The sequence below is a fragment of the Pseudomonadota bacterium genome (genome assembly GCA_008501635.1).
GTDB lineage: Bacteria > Pseudomonadota > Gammaproteobacteria > QQUJ01 > QQUJ01 > QQUJ01.
The window spans coordinates 163,803-177,478 of the sequence record QQUJ01000030.1; the positions used below are offsets into that span (position 1 = coordinate 163,803).

Sequence of the window (13,676 nt, forward strand, 5' to 3'; positions counted from 1 at the left end):
CTCAGGACTTGCCGCCAGTCGCCGAATCGGCCCGGCCCTGGACTGCCACCATTCTTCGATCAGAGTTCGCCCGTTGCGCCTTCGCTTTGCTCGTCAAGCCGCTCCTCCTGCTGCAGCTCCCACATAGCGGCGTAACGACCGCCCTGCGCGAGCAGTGATTCGTGCGTTCCGCGCTCCACGATACAACCCTGATCCATCACCAGGATCTGATCCGCATCGACTATGGTCGAGAGCCGGTGCGCAATCACCAGCGTGGTGTGGTTTTCAGCCAGTTCTTTCAGCGCCTTCTGGATAATCTGTTCGGAGTGTGAATCGAGCGAGGAGGTGGCCTCGTCGAAGACCATGATGCGCGGATTCTTGAGGATCGCCCGCGCAATCGCCACGCGCTGTTTTTCGCCGCCGGAAAGTTTCAGTCCGCGCTCCCCCACCACGGTCTCGTACCCCTGCGGCAGCGACACAATGAAGTGGTGGATATGCGCCAGCCGCGCCGCCTGCTCCACCTCTTCGCGCGTCGCCCCGGGGTTGCCGTACTGGATGTTGTAAAACACCGAATCGTTGAACAGCACCGTGTCCTGAGGGACGATGCCTATGGCACCGCGCACGCTCTCCTGCGTCACGTCGCGCACATCCTGGCCATCGATGAGCACCCTTCCGGCGTTGACGTCGTAGAAGCGGTACAGCAGACGCGCCAGGGTCGATTTGCCCGAGCCGCTGGCGCCGACCACGGCGACCTTCCTCCCCGCGGGTACCGTGAAATCCACCGCGAACAGGATCGGGCGATCGGGGTTGTAGCTGAAATCCACGCGCTCGAAACGGATCGCACCCCCGTTGAGCTTGAGAGGCTGCGCATCGGGCCGGTCGCGGATCTCCGGGTGGCGTTCCAGGAGTTCGAACATCATCTCCATATCGGAGAGCGCATGCTTGAGCTGGCTGTAGACCACACCCAGAAATCCCAGCGGAATGAAAAGCTGGAGCAGGAAGGCATTGACCATCACCAGATCCCCCAGGCTCAATACGCCGGTCGCAACGCCATCGGCGGCGAGGATCATGATTGCTGTCACCGCCATGGCGATTATGAGGCCCTGACCAAAGTTGAGGGCCGAGAGCGAGGTCTGGGTCTTTACCGCCGCATCTTCCCATTCCCGCAGGCTGCCATCGTAGCGCTCGATTTCATAGCGTTCGTTGCCGAAGTACTTCACCGTCTCGTAATTGATCAGACTGTCGATGGCCTGGCTGTTGGCTTGGGAATCCATCGCGTTCATACGATGGCGAAAGCGGATCCGCCAATTGGTCACGGCAAAGGTAAAGGCGATGTAGGCCACCACCGCGCCGAAGGTGACCACTGTGAACCAGATGTTGAAGCGGGTGAGCAGAATACTTGCGATCAGCACAAACTCGACGATGATCGGCAGCACACTGAAGACCATGAAGTTGAGCAGTGTGCTTGCCGCTCGGGTACCGCGTTCGATATCGCGTGAGATGCCGCCGGTCTTGCGCTCCAGGTGAAAGCGCAGCGAGAGCTCGTGCAGGTGCCTAAGGATCTGCCGCGAAAGCACCCGCACGATCCCCTGCCGCACCTTGGCGAACACACCATCGCGCAGTTCGTTGAAGAGCGCACCCGCGACCCGCAGCGCACCGTAGCCAAGCAGCAACGCAAGGGGTAGCACGAGTTCGGGTTGCTGGGTGCTATCCAGCGCATCCACGACCTCTTTCAGGATCAGCGGCACCGCAACGGCTGCCACTTTGGCCAAAACCAGGCATGCCAGGGCGAGAAAAGCCCGCTGGCGATAACGCCACAGATAGGGCAACAACGAACGAATGGTCTGCCAGTCTTTGCGGTGCTCGCGCGGCGGCGCGGTGTAACGTACGTGCATGAATTCGGGACGGCCTCGGAGTAGCAACCTGGGATCCACAGATCCCCAAAAGGGCTAACAGTGTAGCGGCAAAGTCTGAAAGCCAACATCAATACCCAAAGAACCCACTGAAAATCCGTGTTTTTTTCCCCGGACTTACCTATAATTGGCCGACTTGAAATTGACCTGGTACACCCTTATATCCAACCCCAGGTCATAGCAACCGTTGCATGAGGTGCGTCAATGCCGATCTACGAATATGCTTGCAAAGAATGCGGTCACGAACTCGAGGCCATCCAGAAGATGAGTGATGCCCCGCTGACCGTATGCCCCAGCTGCGAACAACCGGCGCTCAAGAAACTGATCTCGGCTGCCGGATTCCGCCTGAGCGGCAGCGGCTGGTATGAAACGGATTTCAAAAAGGGCGACCAGCGCAATATCGCCAAGAAGGACAAAGAGGCTCCCGCCTGCGCCGATTCCAAGAGTTCCACCTGCGCTTCGTGCGTCGGCGAGTAAACCCGATCGTACTCCCGACAAGGCCGAGCTAAGCTCGGCCTTGATCGTTTCAGGGTTTGTGACCGGCCCTTCCTTGCTTACCACCCCTCCAAGCCTTAACATTTCGCGTTTTTCCGGACGCCTGAACAGGACCGAAGCATCATGCGCAGCCACTATTGCGGCCAGCTGAACATTTCCCATCTGGATCAAGAGGTTGAACTCAGCGGCTGGGTCCATCGCCGGCGCGATCACGGTGGGGTGATCTTCATCGATCTGCGCGATCGCGAGGGAATCGCTCAGGTGGTAATCGACCCCGACACCCCGGAACCCTTCCAGGCTGCCGAGCGGGCACGCTCGGAGTACGTGCTGCGCATCCGCGGACGGGTACGCCACCGCCCCGCAGGCACCGAGAATCCCAACATGCCCACGGGGCAGATCGAGGTGCTGGTCAAGGAGTTGGAGGTTCTCAACCGGGCGGAGACCCCACCCTTCCAGGTCGAGGACGAGATCGACGTCAATGACGAGACCAGGCTGCGCTACCGCTACATTGATCTGCGCCGCCCGACCATGCAGCGCAAGCTGCGCCTGCGTGCCCAGATCGCCCGCATCCTGCGCAACTTCATGGACGACGAGGGTTTTCTCGAGATCGAGACGCCCTTCCTCACCAAGGCGACACCCGAAGGTGCACGCGACTACCTGGTGCCGGCCCGCAATCATCCGGGTTCGTTCTACGCGCTGCCCCAGTCGCCGCAGCTCTTCAAGCAACTGCTGATGATGAGCGGCATGGACCGCTACTACCAGGTGGTGCGCTGTTTCCGCGATGAGGATTTGCGCGCCGACCGCCAGCCCGAGTTCACCCAGCTCGATATCGAAACCTCGTTCATGGATGAGAACGAGATCATGAACGTCATGGAAGAGATGATCCGCCAGCTCTTCGCCAAGACCCTGGAAATAGCCCTCCCCGACCCCTTCCCGCGCATGAGCTATGCCGAGGCGGTGCGCCGCTACGGCTCGGACCGGCCCGACCTGCGCATCCCGCTGGAGCTCGTCGATGTCGGCGACCTGATGAAGGATGTCGAGTTCAAGGTCTTCTCCGGCCCGGCCAATGATCCCAGGGGCCGTGTCGCCGCGCTGCGCATGCCCAAGGGCGGCGAACTGACGCGCAAGGAGATCGACGACTACACCAAGTACGTCAGCCAGTACGGCGCCAAGGGATTGGCCTATATCAAGGTCAACGCCATCGCCCAGGGCCGCGGGGGGTTGCAGTCGCCGATATTGAAGTTCCTGCCCGATGCGGTGATCAGCGAAATCCTCTCCCGTACCGGCGCGACAGATGGCGACCTGATCTTCTTCGGCGCCGACAGCGCTCGCGTGGTCAACGACGCACTGGGTGCGCTGCGTATCCGCCTCGGCGAGGACAACGGCCTGGTCGAGCACGGCTGGCGCCCGCTGTGGGTGGTCGATTTCCCGATGTTCGAGTGGAACGAGGATCATCGCCGCTGGGATGCCCTGCACCACCCCTTCACCGCACCGCAGAACCAGGATCCCGAGGCCTTGCTGGCCGATCCCGGCAATGCCCTGTCCCGCGCCTACGACATGGTGCTCAACGGCATGGAGGTAGGCGGCGGCTCCGTGCGCATCCACCGCGAGGAGATGCAGAGCGCGGTCTTCGGCCTGCTGGGACTCAGCGAAGAAGAGATACGCGAGAAGTTCGGCTTCCTGCTCGACGCCCTCAAATACGGCGCCCCGCCCCACGGCGGCATCGCCTTCGGCCTCGATCGGCTGGTGATGCTGATGACCGGCTCCAGCTCGATCCGCGACGTCATCGCCTTCCCCAAGACCCAGACCGCCAGCTGCCCGCTCACTTCGGCCCCGGCGCCGGTATCAGCGCTGCAGCTGGATGAACTCAACATCCGCGTCAAACACATGCCGTAAGTAAATCGGGTGGGTCGGGTTAGCGCAGCGTAACCCGACGCCGGGCGAGGACCACAGGAATTTCTCGGGTTACGCTGCGCTAACCCGACCTATGAGAATGCCGACCGTCACCCCATCAAAACCCCGCTATAAACACCCCGTTTCAGTACTGGTGGTCGTAGCTACCGTGACAGGCGAGGTACTACTCATGGAACGCACTCAGCCACGCGGTTTCTGGCAATCGGTGACCGGCAGCCTGCGCGACGAAGAACAGGAAACCGTCGCCGCCCGGCGTGAACTCCTGGAAGAGACCGGCATCGATGCCGGGGACGCGCTTGAAGACTGCCACCTGGCCAATCATTTCCCGATTATCGAGGCCTGGCGGCACCGCTACGACCCCAATGACCGCTACAACCGCGAACATGTATTTCGTATCATCCTGGAAAACCGCACCGCGGTGCGGTTGAACCCGAAGGAGCATCTGGGCTACAAATGGCTGGCGCGCAGCAAGGCCGCGCAACTGGCCGGCTCGTGGACCAACCGAATCGCCATACTTGCGCTGGTCGGCAGCCCGCTTCATGAACCATCCTCCCAAACCGATGCCTTATCTGATACTGAGTGAGCACAGCGACAATCTCGACGAGATTGCGCAGGAGATTCCAGCATGCTAGCCAGCAGCCTGAACATCGACGATTACACCCTGTTGGACGACGACGAGTGCAACAGCCGCATTACCGAAGCCAAGCGCATACTCGGCAGTGATCTGGTGATCCTCGGTCACCACTACCAGCGCGACGAGGTGTTCCAGCATGCCGATTTCAGCGGCGACTCGCTGAAGCTCTCGCGCCAGGCCGCCGACTCGGCGGCAAAGTACATCGTTTTCTGCGGCGTGCATTTCATGGCCGAGGTGGCTGACATTCTGTCCCGCCCGGATCAGATTGCGATCCTACCCGACCTTTCCGCCGGTTGCTCCATGGCCGACATGGCCAATCTGGCCAAGGTGGAGCGTTGCTGGCGCGAGCTGGCCGAGGTGCTGGATCCGGACGATCAGGTCACGCCGGTCACCTACATCAACTCGGCGGCGGACCTGAAGGCCTTCTGCGGGCGTCACGGTGGCATCGTCTGCACCTCCAGCAACGCCCGCAAGGTGCTCGACTGGTCGTTCGCCCGGCGCGACAAGGTCCTCTTCTTCCCTGACCAGCACCTGGGGCGCAATACCGGCTACGCCATGGATATTCCGCTCGATGAGATGGTGGTCTGGGATTTCGACAAACCCCTTGGCGGGCTGACACCCGCGCAGATCCAACAGGCACGCATCATCCTCTGGAAGGGTTTCTGTTCGGTGCACCAGATGTTCCAGCCCGAGCAGATCGACCGCTTCAAGGCCCGGTATCCGGAGACCCAAGTGATCTCCCATCCCGAGTGCTGCTTCGAGGTGTGCCAGAAATCGGACTACGTCGGCTCCACCGAGAACATCATCAAGACCATCACAGCCGGCGCGCCGGGCAGCCGCTGGCTGGTGGGCACCGAACTGAACCTGGTCAATCGCCTGCATCAACAGATGGCACCGGAGGGCAAATCGATCCATTTCATGTCGCCCACGGTCTGCATGTGTTCGACAATGTTCCGCATCGATCCCCAGCATCTGCTCTGGACGCTGGATAACCTGGTCGCAGGCCATGTGGTCAATCAGATCAGCGTGCCCGCCGACGAGGCTGAACAGGCCCGTATCGCACTCGACCGCATGCTGGCGCTGAGCTGAGACCCACTCGCGCGACGCGCATGGAAGCCACGACGCCGCCCCTGCCACTGAGGGAAGCCGTCATCCTGGTCCACGGCCTCTGGATGAACGGCGTGGAACTCGCCTTTCTGGCACGCCAGCTGAGGCGCTGCGGATTCACTCCCTACCGTTTCAGTTATCGCAGCGTGCGGCAACCCGTCGCACAGAACGCCCGGAATCTGGCCCGATTCGCAGCCACGCTGAACGAGCCAGTCGTCCATTTCGTGGGTCACAGCCTCGGTGGTCTGGTGATCCTGCGCATGTTCGAGGAGCAGCCCCCCGAGCGTCCGGGGCGCATCGTCACCATCGGTTCACCGTTTCAGGGCAGTCAGGCGGCGCGCTCCCTGGCCGGCTACCGTGTGGGTCAGCGCATGCTGGGCCACAGCACGCACGAGGCGCTGCTGGGTCATCCCGTCACGGTGCCGGGAGCGCGGGATATCGGAATCATTGCCGGTACTCTGGGCGTCGGCGCCGGGCGCATATTCCCGGGTCTGGGCTCGCCCAGTGATGGCACCGTGGCGTTGGATGAGACCCGCCTGGAAGGTGTCCACGAACGCGTCGAACTGCCGCTCACCCATACCACCCTGCTCTTCTCCCGGCGCACTGCGCGTGCCGTGTGTACCTTTTTGCACCAGGGAAGTTTCAGCACCGAGCGAGGTTTTGCTCCTTGACCTCACACCGCGCCCGATGCGGTCATCATTGGTCATCTCCCGTCGCCAGGATCCTGACCGCCGCTGGCCCCTGAACCGGCACGGGCGGTATGATTGTCCGGATTTTTTATCTCGCAACCCTTTCTCACCCGAGGTCGGTATGGCAGGACACAGCAAATGGGCCAATATCCAGCACCGCAAGAACGCCCAGGATGCCAAGCGCGGCAAGCTATTCACCAAATTGATCCGCGAAATCACCGTATCAGCGCGGGTTGGCGGTGGGGATCCCGCCGCCAACCCGCGGCTGCGGGCGGCCATCGACAAGGCCCTCTCCAACAACATGACCAAGGACACCGTCGAACGCGCCATCAAGCGCGGCACGGGGGATCAGGATGGCGCCCATTACGAAGAGGTGCGCTATGAGGGTTACGGCCCCGGTGGCGTGGCAGTGATGGTCGACTGCATGACCGATAACCGCAATCGCACGGTGGCCGAGGTGCGTCACGCCTTCAGCAAGTGCGGCGGCAATCTGGGCACAGATGGTTCGGTGGCTTATCTCTTTTCCAAGGCGGGCATCCTCGAGTTTGCCGCAGGCGCGAACGAGGATCAGATCATGGAGGCCGCCCTGGAGGCCGGTGCCGAGGATTTCACCACCAACGAGGACGGCTCGATCGAGGTAATCGTCGATCCCGATCAGTTGGTCGCCGCAAAGGAGGCCATGCAGGCCAGTCAACTGGAGCCCGATTACGCCGAAGTCACCCAGCGGGCCGCCACCACCGTGGAGGTGGAACTGGAACAGGCGCAGCAGATGATCAGGCTGTTGGAGATGCTGGAAGATCTGGATGACGTGCAGAACGTCTACTCCAATGCCGACTTTTCCGATGAGGTGATGGCGCAGCTCGGCTGAGCCGCGCTCCGGCCATGCGCATCCTCGGTATCGATCCCGGTTCCCGTATTACCGGATTCGGCATCATCGATATCGAAGGCGGCCGCACGCGCTACATCACCAGCGGCTGCGTCAAAGTGGCCGGCGAGGCGCTGCCGGAGCGGCTGCAGGAGATTTTCGCCGGCATCGCCGAGGTGGTGCGGGATTACCGGCCGGATCACATGGCCATCGAACGGGTTTTCATGGCGCGCAACGCCGACTCTGCGCTCAAACTCGGACAGGCGCGCGGCGCTGCGATCTGCGCCGCCACCAGCCGCGCCCTCGTCGTCAGCGAGTATTCGCCACGCGAGATCAAACAGGCGGTCGTGGGCAAGGGCGGGGCAACCAAAGAGCAAGTCCAGCATATGGTCTGCATCCTGCTCAGCCTGAACAGCCCGCCGCAAGCCGACGCCGCCGACGCCCTGGCCGTTGCGCTCTGCCACGGTCACACCCACCAGACCCTTTTGAAGACAGGTGCTCAACTACGATGATCGGACGACTGCGCGGCCGCCTGGCCGATAAGCATCCACCTCGCCTGCTGCTCGACGTCAACGGCGTCGGCTACGAGGTGGAAGCCCCCATGTCCACCTTCTACCAGCTCCCGGCGGTGGGTGAAGAGGTGTCGCTGCACACCCACCTGGTGGTGCGCGAAGATGCCCAGGCGCTCTACGGCTTCTACTCCGAGCGCGAACGGACCCTGTTTCGCAGCCTGATCAAGGTGAGCGGCATAGGACCGCGGGTGGCGATCACCATCCTGTCGGGAATCAGCGCCGACGATTTCGTCAGCTGCGTCAACCACAACGACAGCGCCGCGCTGACGCGCATGCCCGGTATCGGTAAAAAGACCGCCGAGCGGCTGATCGTTGAGATGCGCGACCGCCTCGCGCATTGGGAGGATGTAGCCGCACCCGCGCTCAATCCGGCGACGGGAACCGCGGCTCCGGCCACGGGAGGCGCGACGCAGGACGCGGTCAGCGCGCTGATCGCGCTGGGTTACAAGGCGCCCGACGCAAATCGAATGGTGCGTGCCGTGGCGGAGGACGACCTGGGCAGCGATGAGCTGATCCGCCGCGCCCTGCAGGCCACGGTACGGTAGAATGCGCCGCAGAGCACCCGGACCCCACGATTAAAACAACACAATGATCGAAACCGACCGCCTGGTCAGCAGCGAGTCCATCAGCGACGATGCAGCACTGGACCGCGCCATCCGCCCAAGGACACTGGCCGACTATGTCGGCCAGCCGGCCGTCAAGGAGCAGATGGAGATCTTCATTCCCGCCGCCCGCGCACGCGCCGAGGCGCTGGACCATGTGCTGATCTTCGGCCCACCCGGCCTCGGCAAGACCACCCTGGCGCATATCATCGCCAACGAGATGGGGGTCAACCTGCGCCAGACCTCCGGCCCGGTACTCGAACGCGCCGGTGATCTGGCCGCGCTGCTCACCAACCTCGAAGCGCGCGATGTGCTGTTTGTCGACGAGATCCATCGCTTGAGCCCCCAGGTCGAGGAGATCCTCTATCCGGCGCTCGAGGACTATCAGCTCGACATCATGATCGGCGAGGGCCCGGCGGCGCGCTCGATCAAACTCGACCTCCCTCCCTTCACCCTGGTGGGCGCCACGACGCGCGCGGGGCTGCTCACCTCGCCGCTGCGCGATCGCTTCGGCATCGTTCAGCGGCTGGAGTTCTACAGCACCGCGGAACTCACCACCATCGTGCAGCGCTCGGCGCGCATCCTCAATGTGGCGACAGCGCCTGAAGGGGCGGCCGAGATCGCGCGCCGCTCGCGGGGCACGCCGCGCATCGCCAACCGTCTGTTGCGCCGGGTGCGCGATTACGCTCAGGTGAAAGGCGACGGCACCATCACCGCCGAGCTGGCACGGCAGGCGATGGCCATGCTCAACGTCGATGACAGCGGCTTCGATGTGATGGACCGCAAACTGCTGCTGACCGTGATCGAGAAGTTCGACGGTGGGCCGGTGGGCGTCGACAACCTGGCTGCCGCCATCGGCGAGGAGCGCGGCACCATCGAGGATGTGCTCGAACCCTATCTCATCCAGCAGGGTTTTCTGATGCGCACCCCGCGCGGACGCATGGCCACCCGCAACGCCTATCTGCATTTCGGGCTGCGCGCCCCGCAACGCAGTGAACCAAACGAACGGGACAATCTCGATCTTTTCAATGGCGACTAAAGCCGAAACAGTGACCGGCTTCCTTTGGCCAGTACGCGTTTACTACGAAGATACCGACAGCGGAGGCGTGGTCTATTACGCGAATTACCTGAAATTTATGGAACGGGCCCGAACCGAATGGCTGCGTCATCTCGGTTTCGCCCAGGATGAACTTGCGGCCCGTGAAAATGTCATATTCGCGGTGAGAAGGGCGGAGGTGGATTATCTGCGCCCGGCACGATTCAACGATGCGCTGGAGATTCGATCTACCATCGTCGAGCGGGGGCGTGCCAGTCTTACCTTCGAACAACAGATCACCAAACCGGCAAACAAGGGGGAGCTGCTGTGCAGCGGACGTATTCGAGTGGCCTGCATCGACGCGACGAGCTTCCGGCCACGCCCCCTCCCGGAAATCCTGCGCAACCAACTCACCGAGTAGGGAGATGACTCGTGTCGGCTGACCTTTCATTGATCCACCTCATCGGCGGCGCGAGCCCTCTCGTGCAACTGGTGATGGTCGCACTGATACTGGCTTCGCTGATCTCGTGGACCTTCATCTTCCAGAAATGGAGCGCGCTGAAGGGCGCCAAGAACGCGGCCAACGCCTTCGAAGACCGATTCTGGTCGGGCGGCGATCTCAACCAGCTCTATCGCGAAATCGCCGGGCGCAACGTGACCACCGGCATGGAGAACATCTTCGCCGCCGGCTTCTCCGAATTCAGCCGTTTGCGCAAACAGACCGGGGGGGAACCGAAGAGTATCGTCGAGGGTGCGCAGCGCTCGATGCGCATCGCCCTGGCGCGTGAAACCGATCGCCTCGAACACCATCTGTCGTTTCTCGCCACCGTGGGCTCGACCAGTCCTTACGTGGGCCTGCTCGGCACCGTGTGGGGCATCATGAACTCGTTCCGCGCGCTGGCCAACGTCAAGCAGGCCACCCTGGCGCAGGTGGCACCGGGAATCGCCGAGGCGCTGATCGCCACAGCCATGGGGTTGTTCGCCGCGATTCCGGCGGTCATCGCCTACAACCGCTACTCCAACGATGTTGAACGTCTGTTGAATCGCTACGACACCTTTGTCGAGGAGTTTTCCACCATTCTGCAACGCCAGATGCACGTCTCCTGAAGCCAACCCAGAATCCGGATAATAACGAGCACCCGTCAATGGCCCGAGTCCGCATCCGCCGCCGCCCCATGTCAGACATCAATGTCGTGCCGTACATCGATGTCATGTTGGTGTTGCTGGTGATCTTCATCATTACCGCCCCCCTGCTCACCCAGGGCGTCAAGGTCGACCTGCCGCAGGCAGCCTCCGAACCGCTTTCACGGCAGGACATCGAGCCCCTGGTCGTGACCGTGGATAGCGCGGGCAGTTTCTTCCTCAACGTCGGTGATGGCAGCGGCAAAGCCATTTCCGCTGACACGTTGCTGGCGCGCGTTGCCGCGGTGCTGCGCCGCAGGCCGGAGACGCCGGTTCTGGTGCGTGGCGACCGCCAGGTGCCCTACGGGCAGGTGATCCAGGCAATGGCGTTGTTGCAACAGGCCGGAGCACCGAGCATCGGCCTGATGACCGAGCCGCCCGCACAAGGCAGGGCGCGCTAGGACCATGAAGGCATCACCCGGCAACAGGAACCCACTGGCGATTGCGCTCTCGGTGCTGGTGCACATCGTCGTCATAGGGCTTGTTGTCGTCAGTTTTCAGTGGACTCCATCTATCTCCACGCCCGAATCGCAGCCCATCATTCAGGCGGTGGCCGTGGATGAGCAGAAAATCGAACAGGAGGCCAGGAAGATCGAAAAAGCCGAGGCCGAGCGCAAAGCGGCCGAAGATCGGCGCAAGCGCGAGGCCGAACAGGCCGCGAAGAAACTGCGCGATCAGCGTATCACCGAAGAGAAACGACTGGCGGATCTGCAGAAGAAACGCGTGGAAGAGGAGCAACAACGCAGAGAGATCGAGCGTCAGCGTAAAGTGGCCGAACGGAAACACCAGGAGGCGGAGCGCCAACGCCAGGAGGCCGAAACCAAGCGCGTCGCTGCGCAGAAAGCGGAACAGGAGCGCCTGGAGAAACTGCGCAAGGAGCGCGAGGTCGAAGAACAGCGTTTGGCTGCACTGGAAGCAAAACGTAAAATGGAAGAAGAGAAGCGGCGCAAGGAAGAAGCGGAACGGCAGCGCCGTGAGGAAGAAGAACATATTCGACAAGAGCAGATCGCCGCCGAAAATGCGCGACTGGAGCAGCAACGCCAACTATTGGCCAATCAGACGATTGCCAAATACACAGACCTGATGCGCCAGAAAGTGTCGCGCAACTGGTTGCGCCCGGCGGGTTCGCGTAATGATTTGAAGTGCACTGTGCGGGTGCGGTTGATTCCCGGCGGAGATGTGGTAGGCGTGCAGATCATCACCCCCAGCGGCGATCCGGTATTTGATCGTTCAGTGGAGACCGCGGTGCGACGCGCATCACCGTTGCCGATTCCCAGCGACGCTCTCGTTTTTGACCGTATGCGCGAGATCGTTTTTGTGTTTGATCCAGCGAAAGGCTGACCTTTGCGAACTATACAACGATTGTTAGCAGTAGTGATGGGGTTGGGTATCTGGTTTGCAGCCCCGGCCTACGCCACCCTTACCATTGAGATAACCCAAGGCACGGAGGGAGCGCTGCCCATCGCCATTGTCCCCTTCGCCTGGGAAGGTTCCACGCCGCCACCTGAGGATGTCAGCGGTGTCATCGCCAGCGACCTGCGCCGCAGCGGCCGCTTCGCCCCACTGCCCGATCAGGACCTCATCTCGCGTCCCCACGAAGGCGCGCAGGTGCGCTTTGCCGACTGGCGCGCTCTGAATGTGGAAAACCTGTTGGTCGGGCGCGTGAAGGTGATGGGACCCGGCATGTATGTGGTGCAGTTCCAACTGTTCGACGTCTACAAGGGTGTGCAGATGGCGGGTTACAGCATCCCTGCCAACAAGGAGAACCTGCGCCGCACCGCACACCATGTCGCCGACATTGTCTACGAAACCCTGACCGGTCAGCGCGGTGCATTCAACACCCGCATCGCCTATGTCGTGGCGCTGCCACCCGGAACTGACGATGCTGTGCGCTACCAGCTGCAGGTCGCCGACTCCGACGGTTACGCGCCCAATACGATACTGCGTTCACCGCAACCGCTGATGTCGCCCTCCTGGTCACCGGACGGAACCCGGCTGGCCTATGTCTCCTTTGAAAACAAAGCACCGGAAATTTTCGTGCAGGATGTCAACTCCGGTCAGCGCCGCTCGGTAAGCCGTTTCAAGGGCATCAACGGTGCGCCCGCCTGGTCACCCGATGGCAGGCGCCTGGCGGTCACCCTGTCGCAGAAGGGCAATCCCGACATCTACACACTGGACATCGGTTCGGGCCAGGTGCAACAGTTGACCCACAGCTTCGCGATCGACACCGAGCCGGCGTGGACACCGGACGGCAAGCACATCGCTTTCACATCCGACCGCGGTGGCAAGCCGCAGATCTACCAGATCGCGGTCAGCGGCGGGAAGCCGCAGCGCCTGACCTTTGAGGGCGAATACAATGCCCGTCCGGCCTTCTCGCCCGATGGCAAACAACTGGTTTTCGTCAATGGCCAACAGAACAAGTATCGAGTCGCCATCATGGAGTTGGAAAACAAGATCCTGCGCATCCTGACGGACGGCACACTCGACGAATCTCCCAGCTTCGCGCCCAATGGCAGCATGTTGCTCTACGCCACCAGGGATCGCGGACGGGGACTGCTGGCGGCAGTCTCGGTCGATGGACGCGTCCATCAGCGGCTGGTACCTCAGGCGGGTGACGTGCGCGAACCCGCCTGGTCACCCTTCGAGCAACGTTAACCAGATCGATAACAAGATTACGAAAGGAACCCC

General features: G+C 62.0%; 15 protein-coding genes. 14 read left to right on the plus strand and 1 reads right to left on the minus strand.

The annotated features are described in order from the left end of the window. Window positions 1-59: 59 nt before the first annotated feature. Window positions 60-1,874, minus strand: a complete 1,815-nt coding sequence (locus DWQ09_18015; protein KAA3626121.1) for an ABC transporter ATP-binding protein/permease — start codon at window positions 1,872-1,874, stop codon at window positions 60-62. Window positions 1,875-2,096: 222 nt separating this feature from the next. On the opposite strand from DWQ09_18015, the gene DWQ09_18020 reads away from it, so the two are divergent. The 14 genes from DWQ09_18020 to DWQ09_18085 all read left to right on the plus strand — a co-directional run bounded on the left by DWQ09_18020 (window position 2,097) and on the right by DWQ09_18085 (window position 13,643). Beyond that, window positions 2,097-2,369 carry a zinc ribbon domain-containing protein gene (locus DWQ09_18020; GenBank protein ID KAA3626122.1) on the plus strand — a complete coding sequence of 91 codons (273 nt, stop codon included), beginning with the start codon at window positions 2,097-2,099 and terminating at the stop codon, window positions 2,367-2,369. A 141-nt stretch (window positions 2,370-2,510) separates the two neighbouring features. Then, the gene (locus DWQ09_18025; protein ID KAA3626123.1) at window positions 2,511-4,283 is read left to right on the plus strand and encodes an aspartate--tRNA ligase; all 1,773 of its coding nucleotides are present in this window, start codon (window positions 2,511-2,513) and stop codon (window positions 4,281-4,283) included. A 97-nt stretch (window positions 4,284-4,380) separates the two neighbouring features. Next, entirely contained in the window at window positions 4,381-4,884 is a 504-nt protein-coding gene (locus DWQ09_18030) for a dihydroneopterin triphosphate diphosphatase (GenBank protein ID KAA3626231.1), read from the plus strand. Window positions 4,885-4,926: 42 nt separating this feature from the next. After that, complete coding sequence (locus DWQ09_18035) at window positions 4,927-6,024, plus strand: quinolinate synthase NadA (protein KAA3626124.1); 1,098 nt, start codon at window positions 4,927-4,929, stop codon at window positions 6,022-6,024. 20 nt (window positions 6,025-6,044) lie between these two features. Next, complete coding sequence (locus DWQ09_18040; GenBank protein ID KAA3626125.1) at window positions 6,045-6,713, plus strand: alpha/beta fold hydrolase; 669 nt, start codon at window positions 6,045-6,047, stop codon at window positions 6,711-6,713. Between the two features lie 139 nt (window positions 6,714-6,852). After that, window positions 6,853-7,599 (plus strand): YebC/PmpR family DNA-binding transcriptional regulator, encoded by a 747-nt coding sequence (locus DWQ09_18045; protein KAA3626126.1) that lies wholly within the window; start codon window positions 6,853-6,855, stop codon window positions 7,597-7,599. Window positions 7,600-7,613: 14 nt separating this feature from the next. Further along, window positions 7,614-8,108 (plus strand): crossover junction endodeoxyribonuclease RuvC, encoded by a 495-nt coding sequence (locus tag DWQ09_18050; GenBank protein KAA3626127.1) that lies wholly within the window; start codon window positions 7,614-7,616, stop codon window positions 8,106-8,108. Continuing rightward, window positions 8,105-8,713 (plus strand): Holliday junction branch migration protein RuvA, encoded by a 609-nt coding sequence (locus DWQ09_18055; GenBank protein ID KAA3626128.1) that lies wholly within the window; start codon window positions 8,105-8,107, stop codon window positions 8,711-8,713. Before DWQ09_18050 ends, DWQ09_18055 begins: the two co-directional genes overlap by 4 nt. A 43-nt stretch (window positions 8,714-8,756) precedes the next feature. Further along, window positions 8,757-9,809 carry a Holliday junction branch migration DNA helicase RuvB gene (locus tag DWQ09_18060; GenBank protein ID KAA3626129.1) on the plus strand — a complete coding sequence of 351 codons (1,053 nt, stop codon included), beginning with the start codon at window positions 8,757-8,759 and terminating at the stop codon, window positions 9,807-9,809. Then, the gene (ybgC, locus tag DWQ09_18065) at window positions 9,799-10,227 is read left to right on the plus strand and encodes a tol-pal system-associated acyl-CoA thioesterase (GenBank protein KAA3626130.1); all 429 of its coding nucleotides are present in this window, start codon (window positions 9,799-9,801) and stop codon (window positions 10,225-10,227) included. Before DWQ09_18060 ends, ybgC begins: the two co-directional genes overlap by 11 nt. Window positions 10,228-10,238: 11 nt before the next feature. Then, window positions 10,239-10,913: a protein TolQ gene (gene tolQ / locus DWQ09_18070; protein ID KAA3626131.1), complete on the plus strand. Its 675-nt coding sequence runs from the start codon at window positions 10,239-10,241 to the stop codon at window positions 10,911-10,913. 38 nt (window positions 10,914-10,951) lie between these two features. Next, window positions 10,952-11,389, plus strand: a complete 438-nt coding sequence (gene tolR / locus DWQ09_18075) for a protein TolR (protein KAA3626132.1) — start codon at window positions 10,952-10,954, stop codon at window positions 11,387-11,389. 4 nt (window positions 11,390-11,393) lie between these two features. Further along, on the plus strand, window positions 11,394-12,329 hold the full coding sequence (gene tolA, locus DWQ09_18080; GenBank protein ID KAA3626133.1) for a cell envelope integrity protein TolA: 936 nt from the start codon (window positions 11,394-11,396) through the stop codon (window positions 12,327-12,329). 3 nt (window positions 12,330-12,332) lie between these two features. Further along, window positions 12,333-13,643 (plus strand): Tol-Pal system beta propeller repeat protein TolB, encoded by a 1,311-nt coding sequence (locus DWQ09_18085; protein ID KAA3626134.1) that lies wholly within the window; start codon window positions 12,333-12,335, stop codon window positions 13,641-13,643. Window positions 13,644-13,676 lie beyond the last annotated feature (33 nt).

What these genes read in the sequence shown, in the direction of transcription:
- tolR (KAA3626132.1), top strand. Translation starts at nt 10,952, where the DNA reads ATGGCCCGAGTCCGCATCCGCCGCCGCCCCATGTCAGACATCAATGTC.
- DWQ09_18040 (KAA3626125.1), top strand. Translation starts at nt 6,045, where the DNA reads ATGGAAGCCACGACGCCGCCCCTGCCACTGAGGGAAGCCGTCATCCTG.
- DWQ09_18060 (KAA3626129.1), top strand. Translation starts at nt 8,757, where the DNA reads ATGATCGAAACCGACCGCCTGGTCAGCAGCGAGTCCATCAGCGACGAT.
- DWQ09_18020 (KAA3626122.1), top strand. Translation starts at nt 2,097, where the DNA reads ATGCCGATCTACGAATATGCTTGCAAAGAATGCGGTCACGAACTCGAG.
- DWQ09_18050 (KAA3626127.1), top strand. Translation starts at nt 7,614, where the DNA reads ATGCGCATCCTCGGTATCGATCCCGGTTCCCGTATTACCGGATTCGGC.
- DWQ09_18045 (KAA3626126.1), top strand. Translation starts at nt 6,853, where the DNA reads ATGGCAGGACACAGCAAATGGGCCAATATCCAGCACCGCAAGAACGCC.
- DWQ09_18025 (KAA3626123.1), top strand. Translation starts at nt 2,511, where the DNA reads ATGCGCAGCCACTATTGCGGCCAGCTGAACATTTCCCATCTGGATCAA.
- DWQ09_18015 (KAA3626121.1), bottom strand. Translation starts at nt 1,874, where the DNA reads ATGCACGTACGTTACACCGCGCCGCCGCGCGAGCACCGCAAAGACTGG.
- tolA (KAA3626133.1), top strand. Translation starts at nt 11,394, where the DNA reads ATGAAGGCATCACCCGGCAACAGGAACCCACTGGCGATTGCGCTCTCG.
- DWQ09_18035 (KAA3626124.1), top strand. Translation starts at nt 4,927, where the DNA reads ATGCTAGCCAGCAGCCTGAACATCGACGATTACACCCTGTTGGACGAC.
- DWQ09_18030 (KAA3626231.1), top strand. Translation starts at nt 4,381, where the DNA reads ATGCCGACCGTCACCCCATCAAAACCCCGCTATAAACACCCCGTTTCA.
- DWQ09_18055 (KAA3626128.1), top strand. Translation starts at nt 8,105, where the DNA reads ATGATCGGACGACTGCGCGGCCGCCTGGCCGATAAGCATCCACCTCGC.
- ybgC (KAA3626130.1), top strand. Translation starts at nt 9,799, where the DNA reads ATGGCGACTAAAGCCGAAACAGTGACCGGCTTCCTTTGGCCAGTACGC.